The 23,722-nt window shown below is 66.9% G+C and carries 28 protein-coding genes, 1 tRNA gene and 1 pseudogene; 3 read left to right on the top strand and 27 right to left on the bottom strand.

The window, feature by feature from the left end:
• A pseudogene (locus LDN95_RS10405) lies at positions 1 to 106 on the top strand (IS5/IS1182 family transposase); the annotation flags it as partial.
• Here LDN95_RS10405 and LDN95_RS10400 read toward each other — a convergent pair.
• Positions 60 to 335, bottom strand: coding sequence for an Arm DNA-binding domain-containing protein (locus LDN95_RS10400; protein WP_226017603.1), 276 nt, complete (start codon positions 333 to 335; stop codon positions 60 to 62). The pseudogene LDN95_RS10405 and the gene LDN95_RS10400 sit on opposite strands and share 47 nt — an antisense overlap.
• A gap of 166 nt (positions 336 to 501) precedes the next feature.
• Positions 502 to 588: transfer RNA gene (locus tag LDN95_RS10395), tRNA-Leu, on the bottom strand.
• Between the two features lie 229 nt (positions 589 to 817).
• Between LDN95_RS10395 and LDN95_RS10390 the strand changes: the two genes are divergently transcribed.
• Positions 818 to 1,783: an NAD(P)H-binding protein gene (locus LDN95_RS10390; RefSeq protein WP_226017602.1), complete on the top strand. Its 966-nt coding sequence runs from the start codon at positions 818 to 820 to the stop codon at positions 1,781 to 1,783.
• A 51-nt stretch (positions 1,784 to 1,834) separates the two neighbouring features.
• Here the strand turns inward: LDN95_RS10390 and LDN95_RS10385 are convergent, their stop codons facing one another.
• The 10 genes from LDN95_RS10385 to LDN95_RS10340 all read right to left on the bottom strand — a co-directional run bounded on the left by LDN95_RS10385 (position 1,835) and on the right by LDN95_RS10340 (position 9,617).
• Entirely contained in the window at positions 1,835 to 2,506 is a 672-nt protein-coding gene (locus LDN95_RS10385; protein WP_226017601.1) for a glutathione S-transferase family protein, read from the bottom strand.
• Positions 2,507 to 2,641: 135 nt separating this feature from the next.
• On the bottom strand, positions 2,642 to 3,391 hold the full coding sequence (locus tag LDN95_RS10380; RefSeq protein ID WP_226017600.1) for a ParA family protein: 750 nt from the start codon (positions 3,389 to 3,391) through the stop codon (positions 2,642 to 2,644).
• Positions 3,392 to 3,505: 114 nt separating this feature from the next.
• The gene (locus tag LDN95_RS10375) at positions 3,506 to 3,760 is read right to left on the bottom strand and encodes a hypothetical protein (protein WP_226017599.1); all 255 of its coding nucleotides are present in this window, start codon (positions 3,758 to 3,760) and stop codon (positions 3,506 to 3,508) included.
• Positions 3,761 to 3,786: 26 nt separating this feature from the next.
• Complete coding sequence (locus tag LDN95_RS10370) at positions 3,787 to 4,230, bottom strand: chemotaxis protein CheW (RefSeq protein WP_226017598.1); 444 nt, start codon at positions 4,228 to 4,230, stop codon at positions 3,787 to 3,789.
• A 34-nt stretch (positions 4,231 to 4,264) separates the two neighbouring features.
• Positions 4,265 to 4,636, bottom strand: a complete 372-nt coding sequence (locus LDN95_RS10365) for a response regulator (RefSeq protein WP_226017597.1) — start codon at positions 4,634 to 4,636, stop codon at positions 4,265 to 4,267.
• Between the two features lie 21 nt (positions 4,637 to 4,657).
• Positions 4,658 to 5,218, bottom strand: coding sequence for a chemotaxis protein CheD (locus LDN95_RS10360; protein ID WP_226017596.1), 561 nt, complete (start codon positions 5,216 to 5,218; stop codon positions 4,658 to 4,660).
• 4 nt (positions 5,219 to 5,222) lie between these two features.
• Complete coding sequence (gene cheB, locus LDN95_RS10355) at positions 5,223 to 6,263, bottom strand: chemotaxis-specific protein-glutamate methyltransferase CheB (RefSeq protein WP_226017595.1); 1,041 nt, start codon at positions 6,261 to 6,263, stop codon at positions 5,223 to 5,225.
• Positions 6,260 to 7,129, bottom strand: coding sequence for a protein-glutamate O-methyltransferase CheR (locus tag LDN95_RS10350; protein ID WP_226017594.1), 870 nt, complete (start codon positions 7,127 to 7,129; stop codon positions 6,260 to 6,262). The genes cheB and LDN95_RS10350 overlap by 4 nt, the downstream gene beginning before the upstream one ends.
• Positions 7,126 to 9,360 (bottom strand): chemotaxis protein CheA, encoded by a 2,235-nt coding sequence (locus LDN95_RS10345; RefSeq protein ID WP_226017593.1) that lies wholly within the window; start codon positions 9,358 to 9,360, stop codon positions 7,126 to 7,128. Before LDN95_RS10345 ends, LDN95_RS10350 begins: the two co-directional genes overlap by 4 nt.
• The gene (locus LDN95_RS10340) at positions 9,357 to 9,617 is read right to left on the bottom strand and encodes a chemotaxis protein CheX (RefSeq protein ID WP_226017592.1); all 261 of its coding nucleotides are present in this window, start codon (positions 9,615 to 9,617) and stop codon (positions 9,357 to 9,359) included. The genes LDN95_RS10345 and LDN95_RS10340 overlap by 4 nt, the downstream gene beginning before the upstream one ends.
• 249 nt (positions 9,618 to 9,866) lie before the next feature.
• Between LDN95_RS10340 and LDN95_RS10335 the strand changes: the two genes are divergently transcribed.
• A complete protein-coding gene (locus LDN95_RS10335; RefSeq protein WP_226017591.1) occupies positions 9,867 to 10,895 on the top strand; it encodes a chemotaxis protein CheB in 1,029 nt (342 codons plus the stop codon).
• Positions 10,896 to 11,208: 313 nt separating this feature from the next.
• Here the strand turns inward: LDN95_RS10335 and fliS are convergent, their stop codons facing one another.
• The 15 genes from fliS to fliG all read right to left on the bottom strand — a co-directional run bounded on the left by fliS (position 11,209) and on the right by fliG (position 23,717).
• Positions 11,209 to 11,610 (bottom strand): flagellar export chaperone FliS, encoded by a 402-nt coding sequence (gene fliS / locus LDN95_RS10330; RefSeq protein ID WP_226017590.1) that lies wholly within the window; start codon positions 11,608 to 11,610, stop codon positions 11,209 to 11,211.
• Positions 11,589 to 13,058, bottom strand: coding sequence for a flagellar filament capping protein FliD (fliD, locus tag LDN95_RS10325; protein WP_226017589.1), 1,470 nt, complete (start codon positions 13,056 to 13,058; stop codon positions 11,589 to 11,591). Before fliD ends, fliS begins: the two co-directional genes overlap by 22 nt.
• A 44-nt stretch (positions 13,059 to 13,102) precedes the next feature.
• Positions 13,103 to 14,269 carry a flagellar biosynthesis protein FlhB gene (locus tag LDN95_RS10320; RefSeq protein WP_226017588.1) on the bottom strand — a complete coding sequence of 389 codons (1,167 nt, stop codon included), beginning with the start codon at positions 14,267 to 14,269 and terminating at the stop codon, positions 13,103 to 13,105.
• Between the two features lie 15 nt (positions 14,270 to 14,284).
• Entirely contained in the window at positions 14,285 to 15,067 is a 783-nt protein-coding gene (gene fliR / locus LDN95_RS10315) for a flagellar biosynthetic protein FliR (RefSeq protein WP_226017587.1), read from the bottom strand.
• 30 nt (positions 15,068 to 15,097) lie between these two features.
• Complete coding sequence (locus LDN95_RS10310; RefSeq protein ID WP_226017586.1) at positions 15,098 to 15,370, bottom strand: flagellar biosynthetic protein FliQ; 273 nt, start codon at positions 15,368 to 15,370, stop codon at positions 15,098 to 15,100.
• The gene (gene fliP / locus LDN95_RS10305; protein ID WP_226017610.1) at positions 15,370 to 16,080 is read right to left on the bottom strand and encodes a flagellar type III secretion system pore protein FliP; all 711 of its coding nucleotides are present in this window, start codon (positions 16,078 to 16,080) and stop codon (positions 15,370 to 15,372) included. The genes LDN95_RS10310 and fliP overlap by 1 nt, the downstream gene beginning before the upstream one ends.
• Before the next feature lie 124 nt (positions 16,081 to 16,204).
• Positions 16,205 to 16,528 carry a flagellar biosynthetic protein FliO gene (locus tag LDN95_RS10300; RefSeq protein WP_226017585.1) on the bottom strand — a complete coding sequence of 108 codons (324 nt, stop codon included), beginning with the start codon at positions 16,526 to 16,528 and terminating at the stop codon, positions 16,205 to 16,207.
• The gene (gene fliN, locus LDN95_RS10295) at positions 16,525 to 16,860 is read right to left on the bottom strand and encodes a flagellar motor switch protein FliN (protein WP_226017584.1); all 336 of its coding nucleotides are present in this window, start codon (positions 16,858 to 16,860) and stop codon (positions 16,525 to 16,527) included. The genes LDN95_RS10300 and fliN overlap by 4 nt, the downstream gene beginning before the upstream one ends.
• Before the next feature lie 13 nt (positions 16,861 to 16,873).
• Positions 16,874 to 17,764, bottom strand: a complete 891-nt coding sequence (locus LDN95_RS10290; RefSeq protein WP_226017583.1) for a FliM/FliN family flagellar motor switch protein — start codon at positions 17,762 to 17,764, stop codon at positions 16,874 to 16,876.
• On the bottom strand, positions 17,761 to 18,366 hold the full coding sequence (locus LDN95_RS10285) for a flagellar basal body-associated FliL family protein (protein WP_226017582.1): 606 nt from the start codon (positions 18,364 to 18,366) through the stop codon (positions 17,761 to 17,763). The genes LDN95_RS10290 and LDN95_RS10285 overlap by 4 nt, the downstream gene beginning before the upstream one ends.
• 45 nt (positions 18,367 to 18,411) lie before the next feature.
• The gene (locus LDN95_RS10280) at positions 18,412 to 20,199 is read right to left on the bottom strand and encodes a hypothetical protein (protein WP_226017581.1); all 1,788 of its coding nucleotides are present in this window, start codon (positions 20,197 to 20,199) and stop codon (positions 18,412 to 18,414) included.
• Between the two features lie 82 nt (positions 20,200 to 20,281).
• Positions 20,282 to 20,701, bottom strand: coding sequence for a hypothetical protein (locus LDN95_RS10275; RefSeq protein WP_226017580.1), 420 nt, complete (start codon positions 20,699 to 20,701; stop codon positions 20,282 to 20,284).
• A gap of 10 nt (positions 20,702 to 20,711) precedes the next feature.
• Complete coding sequence (locus LDN95_RS10270; RefSeq protein ID WP_226017579.1) at positions 20,712 to 22,013, bottom strand: FliI/YscN family ATPase; 1,302 nt, start codon at positions 22,011 to 22,013, stop codon at positions 20,712 to 20,714.
• A 29-nt stretch (positions 22,014 to 22,042) separates the two neighbouring features.
• Positions 22,043 to 22,735, bottom strand: a complete 693-nt coding sequence (locus LDN95_RS10265) for a FliH/SctL family protein (protein WP_226017578.1) — start codon at positions 22,733 to 22,735, stop codon at positions 22,043 to 22,045.
• Positions 22,728 to 23,717 carry a flagellar motor switch protein FliG gene (fliG, locus tag LDN95_RS10260; protein ID WP_255630854.1) on the bottom strand — a complete coding sequence of 330 codons (990 nt, stop codon included), beginning with the start codon at positions 23,715 to 23,717 and terminating at the stop codon, positions 22,728 to 22,730. Before fliG ends, LDN95_RS10265 begins: the two co-directional genes overlap by 8 nt.
• Between the last annotated feature and the right edge of the window lie 5 nt (positions 23,718 to 23,722).

The following is a 23,722-nucleotide window of genomic DNA, read 5'->3' as shown; positions in this document are numbered from 1 at the left end:
CCTCGCCAAAGACTGGGAACGCTCCATCGAGAGCTCGACCGCGTGGGCGAATATCGCTTCTATCCGGATGCTAACCCGCAGAATTGCGCGACTTTCAGCCGCATGACAGACTTTTGAATCGGGCTCTCATAGGCCGCTTGGCGTGCGTCCTTGATATTGATTTCGGGATAGGAGCCGATCGAGAGCTTCTTTTCAACGGTGCCGATTCGATAGCGGAATCGCCAAAGTTTTCCGCCCGATGGAGACACCTCGATGTACAATCCGCGGTCGTCGGCGACCTTGTACGGTTTGTCCTTTGGCTTGAGTGCGCGAAGCCGGGTTTCGGTCAGAGGCATGGGCGGGCCTTTTCCCAATGTGGTTTTCGCAAAGGCCCGTAAAAGGCCCGCAAAAATGTGCGGAACCCCCGAGAAAAGGCGGGACGATCCGGCACGATCCAAGGGCCAATTCCCTTGGATTTCTGCGGGTTTAATACACTTGCTGGGTTCTTCTGAGAAGAACAAATGGTGCCCAGGAGAGGACTCGAACCTCCACGCCCTTGCGAGCGCTAGCACCTGAAGCTAGTGCGTCTACCAATTCCGCCACCTGGGCACATCTTGCTGTTTGGCGGGCTTCGCTTTGTGGGCGACCCGCCGGGTAGGAGGGCGCCTCTAAGGGACAGCCACCGGCCTGTCAACAAGGGTTTGACACAAGAATGCAAAACCGGCTTCGCCATTGAAATATGGCCATGGCCTGTGCCAAAGGCAGGACGACGAGACTACGCCGCGCAGGTTCACTGCGCGGGCGAATCGCAGCTCCAACGGCAAGCGGACAAACAGGCATGGTCAAGAACAGGGAACGCGATCTGGAAGGCAAGCTGATCGTACTGGTCGGCGGCACCGGCTTCTTCGGCACCCATCTGGCGCAGGAACTGCTGGCGCGCGGCGCCCGCCTGCGGATCGGCAGCCGCCACCCCGAACGCGCTTTCACGGTCAAGCCGCTGGGCAATCTGGGCCAGACGCAAACCGTGGCGGTGGACGTGACCAAGCCGCACACGCTGGCCGTGGCCTTCACCGGGGCCGATGCGGTGGTCAACCTGGTCGGCGCCTTTGCCGGCAATCTGGATGCGGTGCAGGGCAAGGGCGCGGGGCTTGTGGCAGCCGCCGCCAAAGTCGCCGGAGCCAGCGCGTTCGTCCATGTTTCGGCGATCGGCGCCGATATCGAATCGAAGGTCGCCTATGCCCGCACCAAGGCGGCTGGCGAAGCAGCCGTGCTGGCGGCGTTTCCCGAAGCGGTGATCGTGCGCCCCTCGATCCTGTTCGCGCAGGACGATGCCTTCATCAACATGTTCGCAGGACTGATCGCGGCGTTCCCGGTGATCCCGGTGTTCGCGCCCACGGCCAAGCTGCAGCCGGTGTTCGTCGATGATGCGGCAGAGGCGGTAGCGGCGATTCTGGCGGCACCGGCGGTCCATGCGGGCAAGACCTTCGAACTGGCCGGGCCCGAGCAGATCAGCGTGGCCGACCTCAACCGGCGCATCGCGCAGGCCGAAGGGCGCGGGCGGCTGTTCGTCGAACTGCCCGACGGTATCAGCGGCGCGATCGCGGCGCTGACCGGCTGGTTGCCCGGCGCCCCGCTCAGCACCGACCAGTGGCAATTGCTCAAGCAAGGCAACGTCGCCAGCGGCGCCCTGCCGGGTCTGGCGGAACTTGGCATCAAGCCGCGCCCGCTCGACCTGTTCCTCGATCGCTGGCTGGTGCGGTTTCGCAAGTACGGACGGTTCGGCGCCAAGACCCGGCCAGCTTGAACGGGAAGGCCTGACCGGGAATGCCTGAGCGTGAAGGCCTGACCGGGCGGGTCAGGCGTTCACGTCGGCATAGTGGCCGGGCGGCTGGATCACGTCCATCCGTTCCGACAGCAGCGGGCGGAAGCTCGGGCGGCTTTTGAACACCGAATACCAGCCGCGCGACTGTTCGTGGTGCGACCAGTCGATCCCGCCAAGGTAGTCGGCCACCGAGATCTGGGCTGCGGCCGCCAGATCTGCGAGGCTCATCTGCGATCCCGCCAGCCAGGGGCGATGGTCGAGCAGGAAGTCGATGTAGTCGAGATGCTCGTTGGCCAGCCGCATCGTGTTGCGGATGACCTTGGCATCGGGCGGCTGGCGATAGACCAGCCGCTTGCGCATCTTTTCATCGAGCAGCGGCCCGGTGACGGCATCGTGGAACGTCTCGTCGAACAGCGCCACCAGCCGGCGGATTTCCGCGCGATTGACGGCGGTGCCGTTGATCATCGGCGCCTTGTCGACGGTTTCTTCGAAGTATTCGCAGATCGCCCGGCTGTCGATCAGCACGATGTTGCGTTCGGTGTTGGTCAGCACCGGGGTGCGCAGCGCGGGGTTGAGGCGTTCGAACTCCTCACGCTGTTCCCACGGATTTTCCCGCACGAGTTCGTAGGCGACGCCCTTTTCGCTGAGCAGCAGGCGGACCTTGCGGCTGAACGGGCATAGGGGGAACTGGTAAAGCTGCCACATGATCCGAACCCCATGGACGATGGGTGGGGGCAATGTCCAGCATGGGCAGGCGGTTGGGCGGGGATTTCGCACCGTTGGTCCGGGGCGAGGCGTTATGCCCCGCCCCGGACCAACGGTGCGGCGGTTCGCGATCGATCAGGAAGCCAGCGTCGCGCGCAGCCGCAGTTTGGCCTCGATCGCGTCCCACACCCGCTGCATCCGCTGGCTGGCGTCGGTCCATCCGGCAAACACGCCGATCGGCTTGCGCTGCACCGCCATCTGTTCGACTGCGGATGCCATCGGGATGAACGGCCATCCGGCGGCAAACCCGTTGTGCACCTCGCGGTGCAGCTTGCGGCGGGTGTCGAACATCGAAAGCACGGGAAGGATCGGCGGATGCCGGTCATGGTTGGCCAGAATTTCGGCGCGGATCATCGCCAGCGCGCGCGCCGCCAGCGGCGATGGCGGCAGCGGCACGATCAGCAGGTCGGCGGCGGAAATCACCTGATCGCTGATGTCGTTCAGCACCGGCGGGCAGTCGACGATGATGCGGTCGTATTCGCCTGCCAGAAACCCGCTCAACGTGGCCATGCGGCGGCGCTGGCCAAGCCGGGCGAGTGCCAGCCCGAGCGCGCGCAGGCTGTCGTCGGCCTGCAGGATCGAAAGGTTGGGGTAGGGCGTCGGCTCGATGAAGTCGCGCGGCCGGCCATCGCGCTGAAAGATCGAGGCGGCCCGGCGTCCGGGGCGCGGCTCCATCCCCAGCAGAAACGCGCAGCCGCCTTGCGGATCAAGATCCCACAGCAAGGTGCGATGGCCGGAACGGACAGCCGAGCGCCAAGCCAGATCGACGGACAAGGTCGTCTTGCCCACCCCGCCTTTGACACTGTAGATCCCGATGACCGCCATCGCTTGCGCGCAATTTGCCCCTGCAACCGTTTTCGTGATGCGGCAGGCGCGGTGACAAGGCAATCGGCGGGGGTACCTACGCAACGGCAGTATGTGCCATTGCGGTACTTTCGGTCAGCGCAGCAGACGCATCCGCTCGCGCAGGGTATCGATGGCGATCCTTTCGACTTCGGCCTCGGGACAATCGGCCTCAAGCAGTTTGCCAAGCGAGCGCTGCTTTTGCGCGATCAGATCGATCGATTGCAGGATGTCCATGTGGCGCATGGCAATGTCCATATCGCAGCAAAGCGTTCCGCCAAGCGCTTCGACTTCTTGCGCCAGTTCTTCCAGCACGACGGCAATCTGACGGTGGGTGGCCACGTTGGCCATTGGCGCTCTCCTTGCCAGTCCCGGCTTCAGGCGGCTTCAGCGAGCTTGGCGCCTTCGGTCAGCGCGGCAAGGTTGAGCACCATGACCATGCGGTCCTCGATCGCGGCCAGCCCTTCGAGGAAGGGGACCACGGTATCGTGGCCGGCGGTCGGGGGCGGCGGTTGCATGGTCTGGTCGGGCACGGTCACGATGTCGCTGACCGAATCGACGATCCAGCCGCCGACTTGCGCGCCCAACTGGGTGACGATGATGGCATGGCGCGGGGTCGGCTCGGTGGCGCGCCAGCCCAGCCGCGCGGCAAGGTCGATCACCGGCAGCACCGTGCCGCGCAAGTTCACCACGCCTGCCACATAGTGGGGCACGCGCGGCAGGCGGGTCGTCGGTGTCCAGGCCCTGATTTCGCGGATCGACATGATGTCGAGGCCGAAGACCTGGCCTTCCACTTCAAAGGTGATGAGTTCGCGGATCATGGCTTGTGCCTCATGGTGATCGGGAAGTGACGGGTCAGTGCGAAACGCGGCGGACCGCCGCGACCAGCTTGGCGGGGTCGAACGGCTTGACGATCCAGCCGGTGGCCCCGGCGGCGCGGGCGCGCGCTTTCTTTTCCTCGCTGCTCTCGGTGGTCAGCACCAGGATCGGGCGATCGCGGTGACGACTGCCTTCGCGCAGTTGCTCGATCAGGCCGAAGCCGTCGAGCCGGGGCATGTTGATGTCGGTGATCACGACATCGACCTCGTTCAGCGCCAGCCAGTCGAGCGCGGCGATGCCGTCCTCGGCCTGAGAGACGTCGAAGCCCTGACTGGTAAGAGCGTGGTTCAACAGCGCCCGCATCGAAGGGCTGTCATCAACGGTAAGGATCCTGGTCGCAGTGGTCATGGGTTGGCTCGCTGGTTGCAATCAGAAAAGTTCGACGTCGCCGGTGGCCTTGGCCGGGCGGATCGTGGGCTGGACGGGCGGTGCCAGACGGTCTTCGACCGAACGGCAGCGGACCTGCCCCGAAGCGGGGCGGTAATCGACCCGGCGGGCACTGGTCCCGCCAAGATCGTGGCGGAGCAGATCGATGCCTTCGCGTTCAAGGAAGCCGCGGGCGAATTCGGCATTGGCGGTGCCGATGCGCATCATGTTGCGGTTGACGTTGGCGCCGCCGTACAAGTGCGCCTTCAGCCGTGCCTTGCGCGCGCCGCGGCCCAGCATCTGGTTGACGAGCAATTCCATCAGATAAGTGCCGTAATGCTCGTCCACCGCCGACAGCGAGGCGCTGGCGGGGGGCTCGGCCAGCAGAAAGTGGTTCATGCCGCCGATCCGCATGTCGGGATCGAACAGGCACAGCGCCACGCAACTGCCCAGCACGGTCGAGAACTCGACGTTCTGTTCGCTGCTGACCAGCGCTTGCCCCTGCATCACGGTGATGCGTTCGGGTGGCATGGTGCCATCGGGAAGGATGCGCCGTTCAAACATGGGATCACGCGGCCTTGCTGAAGACGTTGCGGGCGATGTGCCCGATCGGCGCCACGATGTTGGCTGCCCCCAGCGAAATCGCCGCGCGCGGCATGCCGAAAACGGTGCAGCTCGCCTCGTCCTGCGCGATGGTGTGCGCCCCGGCGCGGGCCATCGCGAGCAGGCCTTGCGCGCCGTCGGACCCCATGCCGGTCAGCAGGATGCCGACCGCCGATTTGCCGACCGTTTCGGCCACCGACTTGAACAGCACATCGACGCTGGGCAGGTGGCCGGACACGGCGGCGCCCGGTCGCAGCTTGGCGTGGAACGCGCTGGTGCCCCCGATCGTCAGGTGGCGATCGTCGCCCGGCGCAAGATAGACGTGGCCGGGGCGCAGCGGCAGATCGGGTTCTGCCACAAGGATCTTGGGCGGGCACGACTGGTCGAGCGTGCGCGCCACCGCCGGGGCGAAACGCGCCGAAATGTGCTGGACGATCAACGTCGGCGGACAGTCCTCGGGAAAACCGCCGAGCAGCACCTGCAGCGCTTCAACCCCGCCGGTGGACGATCCGATGGCGATCAGCCGGGGGCGTTCGATCAGGCTTGAGCGCGCCTCACTGGCCACGCGTTGCGAAGTCGGCCCGCGCACGCCGAAGCTCACCCGCGCGGCATTGCGCACCAGTTCGGCCAGACGCCCGCCGTCATCCGTCGGCAACCGGCCCGAATCCTCGGCCTTGGCATAGCAATCGACCGCGCCCAGCGCGAGCGCGCGGGCGGTCGTCTCGGTGCCGCGCTGGGTCGAGCCCGACACGATGATCACCGGAGTGGGCCGCAGTTGCATGATCTTTTCAAGGAAATCGAGCCCGTTCATGCCCGGCATCTCGACATCGAGCGTGACCACGTCGGGATCGAGTTCGCGGATCATCTGGCGGCCTTGGGCAGCATCAGCCGCAGCCCCGACCACAACGATGTCACCGGTCCGTTCCAGACGCGATTTCAGGATGGCGCGCATGGTTGGCGAATCGTCGATGATAACCACTCGAATGGCGACTTCGGCATCGGTCACGCGGTCCTCCTGCGATAGACGGTCGGGCCTGTCGGGGTCAGTTCATCCAACGCGGGGCCCGTGACCCGCTCGCTGTGGCCGACATACAGTGTGCCGCCCGGCGCCAGCATCCGGGCAAAGCGATCCACCAGGCGCTCCTTGGTGGGGGTATCGAAATAGATCATGACGTTGCGGCAGAAGATCACGTCGAACCGACCGCGCATCGGCCATTCGCCCTGCAGGTTGAGCGTGCGGAACCGCACGAGTGCCTGCGCTTCGGGCACCAGCACCAGATCGTCGCCCTCGCTGTGGGTCCATGGGCGGCGCAGCGGTTCGGGCACGGCCTTCAGATCGTCGCTGCGATAGCGCGCGGCCATCGCCTTGTTCAGCGCATGGGTGGCGATGTCGCTCGCCAGAATGCGCACGTCGCGCCGGGCGATCGCCAGTCCTGCCTGCCGGTCGGTGCCCAGCAGGGTCATGACCAGCGACCAGGTTTCCTCGCCGCTGGAACAGCCTGCCGACCACATCCGCACTTTGTCGCCGCCTTCCAGCCGCCGCAGCAATCCGGGCCGGACTTCATCCTGAAAATGCTCGAAATGGTGGGCTTCGCGGTAGAAGAAGGTGTGGTTGGTGGTCAGCGCGCAGATCGCCTTCTGGCGTTCGGCGGCATCTTCGCGAATGCGCATGATGTACGAGCTGAACGTGGCGCAACCCGAATTGCGCACCAGCGGCGAGATGCGCGAATAGACCAGCATCGCCTTGCCCGGAGGCAGCACGATCCCCGCCTCGCTATAGGCGATCTCGCTCATCGCGCGGAAATCCTCCGCGCTGTAGACGCCCGGGCTTATGCCCGGCATCGCCTCGTCAAAGGCGCCGGCCACGCTCACGCGGCTTCGGCCAACATGTGATCGGACAGGCTGCGGGCGACCAGACCGTCGACATCGACGATCAGCGCGACGCGTCCGTCGCCAAGGATCGTCGCCCCGGCCACACCCTCGACCGCGCGGTAATGGGTATCGAGGCTCTTGATCACGACCTGGCGCTGGTCGCAGATGGCATCGACCAGCAGCGCGGCGCGCCCGGCGCCTTCGGTCTCGACCACGATCAGCACGCCCAGATCGGCGCGTTCGACCGCCCCGATCGCGCCCACCGCCTGATACAACGGCAAGACCGGGATGAAGCGGCCGCGCACGTTGATCATCGCGCGATGGGCGCCAAGGCCTTGCACTTCGGTTGCGGTCGGGCGCAGGCTTTCCACCACGTTGGCCAGCGGCACGACCAGCGTCTGGTCGCCGACGTTGACCACCATGCCGTCGGAAATGGCGAGCGTCAGCGGCAGGGTCAGGGTGAAGGTCGTGCCCTTGCCCTGTTCGGATTCGATCGTGATTCGTCCGCCCAGATCCTTCACGTTCTGGCGGACGACATCCATCCCCACGCCCCGGCCCGAGACGTTGGTGATGCTGGCCGCCGTCGAAAAGCCCGGTGCGAAGATCAACTGGTCGATTTCTTCCTTCGACATGACCGCGTCGGGGGCGACCAGCCCCTTTTCGATGGCCTTGGCCAGCACGCGTTCGCGGTCGATGCCCTTGCCATCGTCGCCGATGCGAATCAGGATGCGGCCGGACTTGTGTTCTGCCGACAGCGTCAGCGTGCCCTCGGCGCTCTTGCCCGCATCGATGCGTTCCTGCGGCGGTTCGATGCCATGGTCCACGGCATTGCGGATCAGGTGGGTCAGCGGTTCGCCGAGTCGCTCGATCACGGTCTTGTCGAGTTCGGTGCTCTCGCCCGATACCTCCAGCCGGACATGCTTGCCGGTGCTGGCGCTCAATTCGCGCATGATCCGTGGCACGCGGCTGAATACCGAGCCGATCGGCTGGGCGCGGATCGACATCGCCGATTCCTGAATGTCGCGCGTCAGGCTTTCCAGCAGCGTCAGCTCCTCGGTGACGGCCAGCCCATCGCCGGTCAGGCGCTGCGCCATCATGGCCTGCGCGATCACCAGTTCGCCCACCGCGTCGATCAGCTTGTCCAGCTTGCCCAGTTCGATGCGGATCGACTGGCTTTGCGCCGGTGGCGCGGGCGGTCCGCCCCTGGCCTGCTCGGCCTCGGGCTGCGCGGGTGCAGGGGTGGCCGGTTCGGCTTTGACCGCAGCCTGCACCGCGGCCACCGGTGCCGGGGCTGCGGGCGCGGGCGTCGCGTTTGTGGCAGGTGACGGGCTGGGCGCAGCCTTGGCAGCCGGTGCGCGCGGTGCGGGCATGCGCATCGCCGGCATCGCCGCATCTTCGCCGATGGCCAGCGTGCAGTCGTCGCCGACGAAATCGAAGATGTCGCGCGCGGCGTCCTCGGTGACGTCGCCCGGCAAAGCGAAAGTCCAGCCCAGATACCCGGTGCACGGCTCAAGCGTGTCGAGCGGCGGCACCTGGCTGACGTCGCATTGCAGACACGTTCCGCCCAGTTCCAGCACTTCGCGCAGCATCAGCAGCGGCTCGCTGCCGTTCTGCATGGCGCCTGCATGCGGCCGCACCTTGAGCTGCCAGGGCTTGCCTGTGGCCCCGCCCGATTCGTCCGACGAATCGTTCGAACCGCCGGGGGCGGCGATCGAGCCGGTGATGTCATCGAGCATCGTGTCGAAATCGACGCCGAATTCGTCGTCATCATCCGAACCGTGCTGGACTTCGATTTCGGCCGCAAGTGCAGGAGCCGCAGCCGCGCCCGATTCGGACCCGCCGCCGCCGTGGGCATTGGCCGCCATCGAGGCGGTCATTTCAGCCTGCAGCACGGCGTCATCGGGGGTCTCGCCAAAGCCGCGTGCGGCGTTGACGTGGTCGCTCAGCGTGTCGAGCGCCCGCAGCATCAGGTCGATCAGCGGATCGGTGATCGGCACCGTCCCGTCGCGCACGTCCGACAGCAGCGTTTCGAAGGTGTGGGTATAGGCCTGCAGCGCGATGAAGCCGAAGGCGCCTGCGCCGCCCTTGATCGAGTGGACGCCGCGGAACACCGCATTGACGGTATCGGCGTCCTGCGTGCCTTCCTTGCACGCGGCCAGCCCTTGTTCGGCGGCGGCGAGCGATTCTTCGCACTCGGCGAAGAATATGGCCTGGATTTCCTCGGCGTTCATGCCGCGACCTCATCGAACAGTTCGTCGGCCAGACCCAGTTGCATCGCGGTATCGAGCAGGGTCGGCGATGGTTCGATCACGGCCCCTTCGCCGGTGCGCTTGGCGCTGACCAGCAATTGCAGCATGACCTGGCCGATCTGGGTGCAGGCGCGCGCATCGATCGTCAGCACGCCCGCGCCAAGCGTTGCGACCATTTCGGGCAGCAGCGCTTCGGCCGCAGCCCGATCGCATCGGGATGGCAGGGTGATGGTCGGCATCGTGGCTTTTCCCTTCCGGACTTCAACGACATGATTTCAGCGCCTTGGTTGCGCCGAATCCCGGTGCTGCCAGATGGCAACGCGGCATCGAGGGTCGGTTCTATTGAAAAGCGGCAAATGCGCCCTTGCCGCCGACTTAGGGTGAGATACCTATATCGGACAACAGGATTTGCTGGTGACTATAGGGTTAACCGGGAGCGACAGGGGGCCACGCCAACGCGGCCTCGATGTTCAAGGGTCACCCATTTCATGCACGAAGCACGCGTCCTAGTTGTCGATGATTCAGCCGCCATGCGCGCCCTGTTCTCCGACATCCTCGACCAGGCGAAGAACGTCCGCGTCGTCGGTACGGCCGTCAACGCAGCCGATGCACGGGAACAGATCGCCGAACTCAAACCCAACGTGATCACGCTCGATGTCGAAATGCCCGGCATGAGCGGGATCGAGTTTCTCGAAGAGATCATGGAGACCAACCCGATGCCGGTGGTCATGCTCTCGTCGCTGACGCAGGCGGGCACCGAAACCTCGCTCCGGGCATTCGAGCTGGGGGCGGTCGAGTGTTTCCCCAAGCCATTGAAGGCCACGCCCGAACAGTTCAACAAGTCGGTCGGCAAGCTGGGCAAGATCGTGCTGGCCGCCGCCAATTCCAACGTCCGCGATCGCAAGCCGCGGGTCGAGCAGAAAGCCAGCGACGTGTCGTTCCAGTGGAACGGCCATGTTGCAGCGCTCAGCGCCTCGATGGGCGGGATCGATGCGGTCAACACCATTCTGGGCAGCTTTCCCAGCAACTGCCCGCCGACGATCGTGTGCCTCCAGGCCGAGCCGATGCTGGTGGAAATGTTCATCAAGCGGCTCGATACCGATCTGAAATGCAGTGTCCGCGTGGCCAAGGATGGCGCGAACCTGACGCAGGGGACCATCCACATCGCCGCCGATCCGCTGTGTCATGCAGTGGTCGAGGCGGGCAATCCGCCGCGCATCCGCATCATGGCGCGCGATCCGGTCGATGGGGCGCGTCCTTCGGCCAACCTGCTGTTCGGCTCGATCGCCCGCGCGGCCATACCGGCGGTCGGCGCGGTCTTGACCGGGATGGGCAGCGACGGTGCCAAGGGGCTGAAACTCCTCAAGGATTCGGGCGCCATCACATTCGTGCAGGATCGCAAGACCGCGCTGGTCAACGAAGCGCCCGAAGCGGTCATCGCGCTTGATGCGGCCAGCCGCGAAGTGCCCGTCGGCGAACTGGGCGCAGCCATTCTGGGCGGGTGCGGCATGGGCTGACCCACATTCGCTTTCCATTCCCCAAGCGCTTGCCATTTCCCGAGGCCATTTACCCCGCCGAAGCCAGTTACCCTCCCTCCCCCCCGAGGAGCGACGCACCAATACCCCTGTGCGCGCCTCATGCCTGCCCGGAACCGCATTCCCCCCTGCGGTTCCGGGCATTTTTTGTGCGCAGGCGGGTGGTTAGTCAGGACGGGTGGTTGGGCCGGGTCGTTGGTCAGGACGGGTGCGGCGGGCATGGCAAAGCCGCGCTCCGCGATGACGGAGCGCGGCGCAGGTGGTGCAGCAGCGCGGGGCGGCAAACGGGTGCGGTTCAGCCTACCGAACCGCTCACCATCGCCTGGCGGATTTCGATGAAGTCCTGGCGGATCGTGGACAGCCGCGCAGCATCGAAGCGCACCACGCAATCCAGCACGCTGGTCTTGGCCGAGCGGTACAGCGTCAACAGCGCTTCGCCCGCCGGATGGGTGGCATCGACGCCCAGTTGCAAGGCGGTCAACGCCGACACGGCGCGGGTCAGCGCGGCGCTTTTGGCGGCGGAGTCGCCTTGCGCGTCGGCATAGATCGCGCGGCCGATCGAGCCGGCCAGTTGTTCGAGGCAAAGATCGACCAACTGGCGCGAATCCGCACCATTGACGCGGGCGTCGAAATCGACGCGGCGATAGGCTTCGGATGGGTCGCGGCGCAACAGCATCAGTTGCCCTTGCTGTTCCATGCGGTGATCTGCGCGGTCAGGAACGACAGCGTCGATTTCGAATCCGACAGTTTGGTGTCCAGCTTGGCGTAGCGACTGACCAACTGCGTGCGCAGGGTTTCCTGCTTGGTCGCAAGATCGCTTTTCAGCGTGGAAATCGCGGTCTGCTGCTTGGTCATCGTCGCGATCGACCCGCCCAGCGAATTGGGATCGGTGGCCGAGGTGGCGCCGCGCGACACTTTGTCGAGCGTGGCGTAAACCCCGTACAGCCCGTTGGTGAACATTGCCGAGACTTCGGACGGGTTGCTGGCCAACACCTTCGACAGCTTGTTGGTATCAAGCGTGAAGGTGCCGTCGCGGTTGGTCGAAAGACCGATATCAGCCAGCGTTTTCGGCGCGCCGGTGGCGGCATTGGGCATGACGACGGTCGATGACAGGCCGGTCAGCGTGCGGCGAAAGGCGCGCGCGCCCGGATCGCCGGTCAAGGTGCCGGTGTTGGCGTTGGTATCGGTGTTCAACTCGGAGACGATCTCGTTCAGCGCGCTCACCAGATCGTTCATCGCGGTGGTGATGGAACTGGCAGGATCGCTGAAGCTGATCGTCGTCGGGCTGCCGGTGTTGGTGCCGGTCAGCTTCAGCGAAACCCCCGGCGCCGCATCGGCGATGGTGTTCGAGGTCGATGTCCGCGCCACGCCGTCGAGAGTGTAGGCGGCGTCGCTGGCGCTTGTTTTCAACCGCGCGGCCGAACCCGTGGCCGGGTTCCAGGCCAGGCTGGCAAGCCCCGGATCACCGGCGTTTTCGTTCGCTTCAAGGACAAAGCCATTGGCGGCCCCGTCCGCGCCTTTGAGCACGAGCTGCGCGCCGGACGAGGACGTTGCGACATAAGCCGAAATGCCCGCCCCCTTGGCGTTGATCGCCGAGGCGACGTCGGCCAGCGTCGCGCCCGATGCCACGGTGACATCGATCTGCGACCGGCTGGCGTCGGCGGTGAAGGCACCTGCGGCGATGGAGCCGAAGCGCAAGGTCAGCGTGCCCGATCCGACCGTGGCGGTGGCCGGGCTGACCGTGGGCGTGGTCAGGGTCTGGCCCTTGGCCAGTTGGGTGACTTCCAGCGACAGCGTGCCGCTGCCGGTGACGCTGCCCTTGGTGACGGTGGCCACGGTGCTGTTGGCGATCACCGGCGTCACCGCCAGATCACCGGTGCGCACCCGGTCGCCCATCGAGGTCGCCAGCGAACCGATCATGTTCTTGAGCGTGCTCGCGGCGGATATCCTCGTCGTCAGCTTGTCGTTCTTGGCGCTCAACTGGTCCAGCCGGGACGCGAACTGCGCGGTCGAGAGCTGTTCAGCCAGACTGGCGGAGTTGATCCCGCTGCCCGCGCCAAGCGTGCTCAGCAACTGCGCGGTGGCAGAGCCTGACGAGGTTGCCGAAACGGCGGTCGAGCTGGTGGTTGATGAAGTTGTCGCCATATCTGGCAGAACGACCGCCGCGCCGGAAAGTTAAGCCCCGAATCCTAGGCAATACCTTGCGGATTTTGCGGTGGTTTCGGCGCGACCACTTCGGGCCTGCCATCGGCATCGAAGCGCAAGTCGATCGGCACATCGACGCGCGGGGCGGGTGGTTGTTCGCCACGCTTCAGCCCCAGCACGAAGGCCAGCACCGCCGCCACGGCAACGTAGAGTTCTTCGCGGATCACCTGATTTTCGCGGGTGGTGTAGAACACCGAGCGGGCAAGCGCGGGGTATTCGAGCATCGGCACTTGCAGTTGCGCGGCCAGTTCGCGCATCGCCATCGCCTTTTCGCCGCGCCCTTTGGCCAGCACGATCGGCGCCGCTGCGCGGGTGGGGTCATAGGCCAGCGCCACGGCAAAGCGGGTGGGGTTGGTGATGACGAACTGCGCCTCGTGCATCGCCTTGTGCAGGCCGCTCATGGCGATCGCGCGCTGGCGTTGGCGGATCGCGGCCTTCTGCTCGGGGCTGCCCTCGGACTCCTTGTGCTCGTCGCGCAGTTCCTGCAGGCTCATCTTCAAGCGCATGAAGCGACGCACCCACTGGATCGGGAAGTCGATCATGGCGATCACCACCAGCCCTGCGGTAAGCGCAAACAGCATCGAAAGCAGCGTGTCCCAGGCATAAGCCAGCTGGCCGTTGACCTGTCCCGCGCCCAGCCCGATCAAGGTCGCCAGCCTGCCCCGGAACCAGACCCATGCGATTGTGCCGAGCAGCGCCAGCTTGGCCAGGCCCTTGCCCAGTTCGATCAGGCCTTGCGGGCCGAGCATGCGTTTGAGGCCGCTCAACGGGTTGAGCCGCGATGGCTTTGGCGCAAGATTGCCGCCGACCCAGCGCCCGTCGCCCAGCCCCAGTTGCGAAAAAAGCGAGATCGCCATGATCGCGACCCCCAGCACCAGCACGGGCGGCAGCACCGCGATGACCGTGCCCGACAGCACTTTGCCGGCCTCGAAATGCTCGATCCCGGCGTGGTCCCAGATGAACGAGGCGCGCGCGACACCGGCCAGCCGGTCAAGCAGCCAGGGCCCTGCCAGCCACAGCCACGCCACACCCGCCAGCATGCCGACCGCGGTGGTCATTTCCTTGCTGCGCAGAACATCGCCGCGCTCGGCCGCCTCGCGCCGGCGCTTTTCGGTTGGGGCGAATGTCTTTTCGCCGGAATCGTCGGCCATCGCGGTCGGCTCCGGTCAGGGTTGCAGCAGCGCCACGGTCTGGTCGAGCGCGGCGGCCACCAGATCCTGCAGGCGCCCGGTCAGCAGCGGGGCGGAAACCAGCAGCGCGACGATCCCTGCCAGCACACCGGCCGGAAGCCCCAGCGCGAACAGGTTGAGGCTGGGGGCAGAGCGGCTGATCACGCCGGTCATCACCTGCACCAGCAACAGCAGCAGCGTGACCGGCAGCGCGATGGCAAGGCCGGTGGCAAACATCTGCGCGCCAAAGCCGGTGATCGCCTCGAGATGTCCGGGCGTCAGCCAGGCCGACCCCGGCGGAAACGCGCGATAGCTTTCGACCAGCAGCGCGATCCAGTTGAGGTGGCCGCCCAGCGCGACGAAGATCACCGTCAGCATCACCGAAAAGTACTGGCCCAGCGCGGGCGAGTGCGCACCGCTCAACGGATCGGCGGTGGTGGCGATGGCCAGCCCCATGCCCCCGCCGATCACTTCGGCCGCGATGATCGGCGCCGCAAACGACCATTGCAGGACAAAGCCCAGCGCAAGGCCGATCAGCACCTCGCCCGCCAGCGAGATCAGGCCGGGCAGGGCGAACAGCGCGGGCGGGGCGGCCACCGGCGTCCAGTTGCACACCAGCAGCGCGATCGCACCCGCCGCGCTGACCCGTATCTGCGACGGAACGCTGGCGGTGCCGAACAGCGGCGCGGCGAACAGCGCCGCGACGATCCGTGTCATCACGAAAGTCCAGCGCCAGAATTCGGCTTCCAGCGCGCCGAAGCCGAAGTGCAGCCCGATCAACGCCCAATAGCCTTCATCGTTCTGTTGCCTTCATCGTCCGGTTTCCGCGATCTGGGTCAGCACGTCCTTCAGGAAATCGCCGATCAGCCCCAGCATCGCTCCGCCCAGCAGCACCAGCACCAGCGCGGTGATCGCCAGCTTGGGCACGAACGTCAGCGTCTGTTCGTTGATGGATGTCGCGGCCTGAATGATCCCCACGACAAGGCCGACGGCAAGGCTGGCCAGCAGCACCGGGGCGGCGACCAGCGCGGTGACCCACAGCATGCGGTCGGCCAGCGCAAGCAGGGCGGCGGTATCGTCCATCAGGCAAAACTCGCCGCAAGACTGCCCATCAGCAGCGACCAGCCATCGACCAGCACGAACAGCAGCAGCTTGAACGGCAGCGACACCACGGTCGGGCTCATCATCATCATGCCAAGGCTCATCAGCACCGACGAGACGACAAGGTCGATGACAAGGAACGGCAGGAACAGCATGAAGCCGATCTGGAACGCGGTTTTCAACTCGCTGGTGACAAACGCGGGCAGCAGGATCGAGAACGGCACGTCGGCCGGACTGGCGAACTTGGGGGCATGGGCCATGTCGGCAAACATCTGCAGATCGTGGCCACGGGTCTGGCGGATCATGAAGTCGTGGAACTGCGCGCCGCCCGTGGCGATGGCCTGTTCGGCGTTGATCGTGCCTGCGGCATAAGGCTTGATCGCGGCGGCGTTCACTTTGTCGAGCGTGGGCGCCATGACGAACAGCGACAGGAACAACGCCAGTCCGATCAGCACCTGATTGGGCGGGCTCTGCTGCAGCCCCAGCGCCTGTCGCAGGATCGCCAGCACCACCAGTATGCGGGTGAAGCTGGTCATCATCAGCACAAGGCTGGGCAGGATCGTGAGCAGCCCCATGATGAGCAGCAATTGCAGCGACAGCGACAGGCTGCCCCCGCTTTGCGCCCCGGCGATCTGACCGAAGGCGCGGTCGAGCGCGCCGGGAATGGCGCTGCCGGTGGGGTTTGCGGCCATTCCCGCGGCCGCTGATCCGGGCGCCACCGCCTGCGCATGGGCGCTACCGGCCAGCGCAAAGGCCAGTGCCAGCGCCAGCATGCCCAGCGCAAGCATGCCCAGCGCGCGCAATGGGCGCGACACTTCACCCGGCATCATGCGGTCCAGTCGCATCGAACTTGGCGGAGGCGGGTGGGCACGGGGCTTCGGGCGGTTGGCGGGCGGGCCCTTCGGCCAGCGGCACCAGCCCGGTCTTGCTGGCCGAAACGAGAATCTCGCGGCCCTGAAACTCCAGTACCGCCAGACGCAGGGTGGGGGAAAGCATCTGGGTTTCGACCACGCGCACCGTGCGCCGACCATCGCTGCGGCCAAAGCGCCCCTCCATGCGGCGCGCGAATTTCAGGCTGGCCCACGCCAGCGCGCCGATCAGCGGCAGGAGCACCAGCAGTTTGAGCAAGTACCAGATCATGCCGGTTCGCTCCCGTCACGGGTGGCATCGGCAGCACCGGCGCGGCGGCGCGCGTCATCTGTGGCCGAGGATGTTGCAGACGATGCCCCGCCCGCCAGTTCGACGATGCGCAAGCCGAAACGATCGCCCTGCTGCACCACCTCGCCACGCGCGATCAGCTTGCCGTTGACCATCACGTCGAGCAGTTCGTCGGTCAGGCGGTCGAGCATGATCACGCTCTCCTCTGACAATGAGAGGACATCCTTGAGCTTCATCTCGGTTCGCCCGAGTTCGACGGTCAGGCGGACATCGACATCCTTGAGGAGGTCGAACCCGCGGGTCTGGAAGTTCATCGGTACCTCACGTTCAGGAAAGCTGGGAAATCTGGATGGCGACACGATCATCGACCGCGCCGATCGCGCCATGGGCAAGCGTGCGCCCGGCCACCGACACCGGCACGCTGCGCGCGATCGGCAGGGTCAGGACTTGCCCCACCGCGAAATCCGATATCGTCGAAAGCGGCATTTCCATGTCGACCAGCAACGCCGCCACCGGCAGCGGCATGTCGGAGAACGGGGCTGACATCGGGTCGGCCGGGCCGCGCCGTCGCGTACCGGGCGCCGGACGCACAGGCAGCGCGACGATCCGGCCGAGCGCTGCTGCGGGGATGGCCAGCCGCATCGACCAGGGCACCCGCCCCGCCTCGCTGACCTCGACGGTCAACACCACCAGCCGCGTGCCCGGCGCATAGGGCTGCACCTGATCGAGCCGGTTGTCGCGGCGCAAGGGGCGGATCGCGGGCTTTGCTTCCAGCGCCTCGCCCAGCCGCAGCGCCAGAATGGCTTCCAGCCGCTGCACCATCAGCTCGGTCGAAAGCGGCAGTTCGCGCGGCAGCGGCAGCGGGGCATCGCCCGGACCGCCGAACGCACGATCGACCAGCCGCAACAGCGTTTCGCCATCGACCACCGACAGCAGCCGATCGGAGCCTGTTCCGGCGGCATAGACGCTCCAGGCCGCCAGCGACGGGGCGCTGTCGACGAATTCTTCCAGCGTGGTTTCCTCGGGCCGGGGGCAGGCAACCTGAGGGGGGATGCCGCCGACCAGTGGGGCCAGTGCGCCGCGCATCGCGCGCACCAGCCGCTCCAACCCGATCTCCATCACCGGCATCAGATCGGCAGGCGAAGGCTCCCTGCGCGAAAGTGCCGGGCTGTGCCGGGCGACAGCGCGCTCGGCGATGAACGCACGTTCCGGCTTCATTGGACGATGAAGGTCTTGAAATAGACCGCATCGACCCCGCCGGAACCTTCGGCGGCGGTCAGCACCTTGTTGATCGCGGCGGTCAGGCGGGCTTGCAGATGCCCCTTGCCCTGCGGGTTCTGCACTTCGGCTTCGGGCGTGTCGGCCAGCACGGCCAGCACTTCGGACCGGATCGCCAGTTCATGCTTCTTGATCCACAGGATCACGCGGTAGTCGCGCCGGGTCGATGCGGCCAGACTGACTTGCACCAGCGCCTGACTGTCCTTCAGGTTCGAGGTGAAGTCCTCGGCAAAGCTGTAGTACACGGTGCGGTATTCGCTGCCGCCCTCGCCATCGGTCTTGACGCCGTCTGCGCCTTCGCCCTCGCCTTCCTTGCCCTCGACAGGCTTGGGCGCGAACGGATCTTCCTCGCCCTTGCGGATCAGCTTGGGCTTGTTGTCCTCCTTCACCTTTTCCTTCGATCCGCCCAGAATTCCCGAGGCGACCAGACCGAACACGCCGCCGCCGCCCACCGCCAGCAGCGCCACGGCGCCGCCGATCTTGATCATCATGCCGCCGCCTTTCTTCTTGGCTTTGGCGTCCTTGTCCTTCTTGTCGCTCATCGTGGTCCTTCCAGAATCGGATCAGCCGGCAAACCGGCTGTCAGCTCAGGCGAAAATGCCGTCCTGCCCGGCGCGACCGCTGCGCTCATCGCTTGTCTTGTCGGCACCTTGCGGGCCTTGCCGTCCGAAGCCCTGTCCCTGGCCCTGGTCAGTTCCGGTGCCGTTGCCGTTGCTGCCGCCATTCCCTCCCGCATCCGCGCCGGACGAAAGCCCCTGACCGCCGAACGGCGCACCGGATTGGCCGCTACCGCTCGATTGGGACTGGGCCTGCGTTTGCGCCTGCGTTTGCGCCTGAGGCTGGGATTGGGATTGCGGCTGGCCGCCTTCACCGGCTCCGGTTCCAGCCTGCGCTCGGGCTGCGACTTCGCCGGCCGCCAATGCAGCGGGGGAAAAGCCGGGGTCGGCGCTGGCCATGCTCACGGCAAGTCCATCGTCATTGTTGGTGAAACGCAGCGATACCTTGCCGAATTCGGCATGGGTCAGGGCGACGGCGACCGGCGCGCCGGTGTGGCCCATCGCGGCATCGTCGCGGGCGCGGGCGATGGCATCGACCAGCGCCCCCAGTCCGATCCGCTCGCTTCGGCTGCTGGCCGCGCCGCTTTCGAGAGGCGCATTGGCGGCGGCGGCTGGCAAAGCGTCGGAGCCATACGAGGCCTGACTCCCGGACAGCCCCGCCATGGCTGCGGCCGGATCGCTGACGGGCCGGTCACCGGCATGGGCCGCGCGCCGGTCAGGCTTGGCGCGCCCGGCTTCGCTCGTCTGCACGGAAACCGCCTCGGCACGCCCGGTCGTATCGACGTTGCCGGAAAGCAGCGACGCGGTCGATCGCGGCGCACTTTGCGCTGCATTCTGGCCAGACGCGTCGAGCGCGGCTGCGCTCGCTTGCGCCTTTCCGGCTTGCGAGGTGGCCGCCGCGTCCGGCAAGATCCGCTCGATCAGGGGCTCGGTAACGGATTGCGCCGGGCTTGCAAGGGATGGCGAGGTCGGCGCGAATGCTCTGGCGGGCTGACCGTTTGCCGGGGCGCTCGCATCCGTCCGAGCAGCCGGGACCAAGGCAGCGGACGCACCGCTCTGCTGGGACAGGCCTCCGGGGGTCAGGCCGACAGGTGGCTTTATCGGGGCAGGGGGCGGAGGCGACTGGGCGGCAGGCAGCGCTGCGGTGCCCGGCGCAGGATTGGTGCCCGCTCCCATCGCGGGAATGGCGCCGTTCACCGCCAGCCCAAGCGCCGCAAGCGTGGGCAACTGCATGTCCGGCTGGGGCAGCGTTGCCGATGACAGCGCCGTTCCATCCGCGGGCTGGTCCGCTGACGAACCGATCGGCCCGCCTTGTGCAAGGTCATCGGTTTCCGGCGCAGCGCCAAGCGCCTTGGCCGCTGGCTGAGCGCCCTTTGCCGCCTTTGCCACCAGCGCCCCGGAGCGCAAACCGTTGGCGACAAGGTTGTCGTTGGCGATCACCGACCCGGCCGAAAGCGCCAGCGTTGCGCCGCCCGGCAATGCGGGGGTTCCGGCCGGGGCCGGGGCGGCAGATGCAGATGCGGATGCGGATGCGGATGCGGCGATTGGCGGCAAGGTGCTGCCGTCGTGCGGCAACCGCGACGCTGCCCCGCTGCCGGACGGACCGGGTGCGGGATCGTCGGTCGATGGCTGACCCGCTCTGCTGGCGGCGGATCGGGCGGCGTCGTCCGCATTCGCCGGGTAAGCCCGATTGCTGGCAAGAACCGCGTCAAAGCCGCTGCTTGCGGCGCCGGGGCCGGATTTGCCGGGCGGGCCGCTGGCAGGCCGGATGGCGGTATTGGGGCCCGAACCGAGCGATGGCAGAGAAAGGTCGATCATCACGGCGGGCGGGCTCCGGGGTTGCGAACATGCAGGTCTATTCAAGAGCCGTGCCAATCGGACAGGGCTGGCCGCCAGCGGCTCAATCGCGTTTGCGACGGCCGCCAGTGGGCGTGTTGGCCGACGCCAGTTTGCGGGCCAGACTGCGCATTTCGACATCGGCGCGGTCCTCTACCGCCGCCCGGCTGCGCTCGGCGCTGGCGGCTTCCTGCGCGCGTTGGTCGGCAATCGCGCGCGCGCGGATGATGTCCTGTTCGGTGTTGCCGACGATGCCATGCAAGCCCTGCATGAAGCGGTGCGCCTGCTGCAGCGCGGCGCCATCCTGCGCATCGCGGCGTTGCGCATAGTCGCTGATCATCGCGCTGGTGCGCTCGGCCAGCGCCTGCAACTGCGCCAGCCGCGCTTCGGCCTGTCCGGCGGCGGCCAGCGCATTGCGCCGCGCCACCGCGCGGATGCGCTCCAGCCGGTGCAAGCGGGCGATGCGGGCCCTATCGGCGCTCATGGGGCCGCGCTCATGCGGCGAGCAGCGCCTCAAGCGCGGCAATGCTTTGGCCAAGCGGCACGATCTCGTGCTGCGGCTGCGCCATGAAGGCGCTCAACGCTTCGTGCATCGCGATCGCGCGGTCGAGCTGCGGGTCCGCTCCGGCACGATAGGCGCCCATCAGCACCAGATCGCGGTTGGCCTCATACGTCGCGACCAGCGCGCGGAATTCGCGGGCCAGGGCCTGATGCGCGGGCGCGGTGATATCGTTCATCACGCGGCTGAGCGAGGCGGCGATGTCGATGGCGGGATATTGCCCGCGCTGCGCCAGATCGCGGCTCAGCACGATATGGCCGTCCAGAATCGAGCGCGCGGTATCGACCACCGGATCGTCCTGATTGTCGCCATCGGCCAGCACGGTGTAGAGCCCGGTCATCGAACCGCCGCTCTGCGCCGAATTGCCGGCGCGCTCGACCAGCTTGGTGATCGTGGCCAGCGCCGATGGCGGATAGCCGCGCGCCGCGCCCGGTTCGCCCAGCAGCAGCGCGATCTCGCGCCCGGCGTGCGCCACGCGGGTCAGGCTGTCCATGATCAGCAGTACTTTGCGCCCCTGTGCGCGAAAGCTTTCGGCCAGACTGGTGGCCAGCATCGCGCCGCGAATGCGCAAGTTGGGGGCGTGATCGGCGGGCACGGCGACGATCGCGCTGCGGGCGCGCTTGGCCCCCTGCATGTGGCGCTCGACGAAATCGGACACCTCGCGCGCGCGCTCGCCGATCAGGCCGACGATCACGACTTCGGCTTCGGCCCCGTGCGCGATCATGTCGAGCAGCACCGACTTGCCGACGCCCGACCCGGCCATGATGCCGATCCGCTGGCCTACGCCGAACGTGGCCAGCGCGTTGAGCGCGCGCACCCCGACATCGAACGCGCCGCGCACCGGCGACCGGTCCAGCGCGCCTGCCCGCACGCCGCCTGCGGGCCAGTCCGCTTCGGCCGCAATCGGCGGGCCGCCGTCGATGGGATGGCCCTCGCCATCGACGGCACGGCCCAGAAACGCCGCGCCCACCGGCACGCGTCCGGGCTTGCCTTCGGGGCGGACGCGCGCGCCGGGGCGCAACAGCACGGGATCGCCCAGCAACATCATCAGGGTGTGGCCATTGCGAAAGCCGATGGCTTCGGCGGCCAGCGTGCCCGCACCGTGGGCGATGCGGCATTGTGCGCCGATCGGCACCGACAAGCCGCTGACTTCCAGCAAGCCGCCATCGCAGGCCGAGACCATGCCATAGCGGCGCGGCGAGAAATCGGGATGCGCATGGCCCAGACGGTCGAGCATGGCGAGCGCCGGGGAAACCGCAGGGGATCTCAACATGAGCCCAACGCTTCTTCCAGCGCGCGCCGCCACTGCGCCGGGCCGTCCTCGACGCCGCCGTTGGCGCTTTCCACCCGCAAGGCACCGCGCTCCAGCGAGGAATCGGGTTCGCAATGCCAATCCTCGGGCAGGCGGGCGTGGACCAGCGCAAGGTCTTCGGGATGCAGGCGGATGACGCGTTCATCGGCGGCGCGCGCGAACATCGCCGCTGCCGTTTCGACCCTGCGGGCCAGCGTCTGCGGATCGAGCGCGGCATCGGCCAGCACCGCCTCGCACAGCGCCAGCACGGTGGCGCGCAACCGCTGTTCCAGCGCGGTGACGGCATCGGCATCAAGCCTGCCCAGCGCGCTTTCGATACGATGGCGCGCGGCGTCGGCGGCAGCACCGGCAGCGTCGGCCGCAGCATGAGCATCCGCCGCGCCCTGCGCGTACCCTTCCTGCCACGCTTCGGCCAGCGGATCGACGGGTTCGGCGGCGGCGCCCGCACTGGAATCGGGTTTGCCCATGCCAAGCCGTATCCCGGCCTGCCCGGCACGCGCGAACCGGTGATCCTGCGCAAAGGCGCCGCCACCGCTGCCCAATCCGGAGCCCAAACCACCTCCGAATCCGGCGCCCAGTTCGGCGCCCAGTTCGGCCAGCGGTCGGCGCGACCAGACGGGTGACTCCGCTTGCGGCAGGTCAGACATAGTCGTCGTCGCCCGCACCGAACACGATCACGCCCTCTGCGGCCAGTCGGCGCGCGGCGGTGACGATGGCCTTTTGGGCCTCGATCACCTCGGCCATCTTCATCCGCCCGCGTGCGGCAATTTCGTCGCGCACGCCATCGGCGGCACGGCTCGACATCGCGCGGAAGAAGCATTCGCGGTTTTCGGGCGGCGAGCCCTTCAGCGCCGCGATCAGGGTATCGCTGTCGACCTCGCGCAGCAGCGAACCCATCGACTTGTCGTCGAGCACGAACAGATGCTCGAACTTGAACATCTCGTTCTCGATGGCTTTGGCCAGCGCTTTGTCCTGCTTGGCGATTTCGGGCATGACCCGCTTTTCGACGGTGCGGGCCGAGGCGTTGATGATCTCTGCCGCCTCACGCGGGCCACCCATCGTCAGTGCGGCCTGGCCGTGGCATTCGGTGATCCGGCGGGCCAGCATGTCCTCAAGCATGGCGATGGCTTCGGCCGCCACCGGGCCGAGCGTGGCGATGCGCTGGACCACTTGCGGCTGCACTTCGTCGGGCATGGCGTGCAGCACGGCGGCGGCGACATCGGCATCAAGCTGGACCAGCAGCACCGCGATGGCCTGCGGATGTTCGCCGCGCACCAGCGGCACCAGCACTTGCGGGGTAAGCCAGCGGGCAAGTTCCAGCGACGACGTCTGCACTTCGGGCGCGATGCGTTGCATCAGGCTGTCGGCCTTCACCTCGCCGACGGCGCGGGTCATCAGATCGCGCACTTGCCCGACCCGGTCGTGCGTGATCAGTCCCAGCCGCTCGGTGCGCTCGACAAAGCCGGTGATCGCATCGGCGATGGCGACCGGGCCGATCTCGCCCAGCGCCACCATCTTTTCGCCCAGCAAGCGCAATTCCTGCGGATCGAGCTGCGCCAGCAGGCTGGCGGCCTGATCGTCCTCAAGCAGCATGACCATCACGGCGGCGCGCTCGGGGTCGCTGAACATCGGCG

The sequence above is a fragment of the Novosphingobium sp. FKTRR1 genome, assembly GCF_020404405.1.
In the GTDB taxonomy this organism is placed as follows: Bacteria; Pseudomonadota; Alphaproteobacteria; order Sphingomonadales; family Sphingomonadaceae; genus Novosphingobium.
The sequence above is the reverse complement of the archived record's forward strand: the minus strand, read 5'-3'. Positions and strand labels throughout refer to the sequence as shown.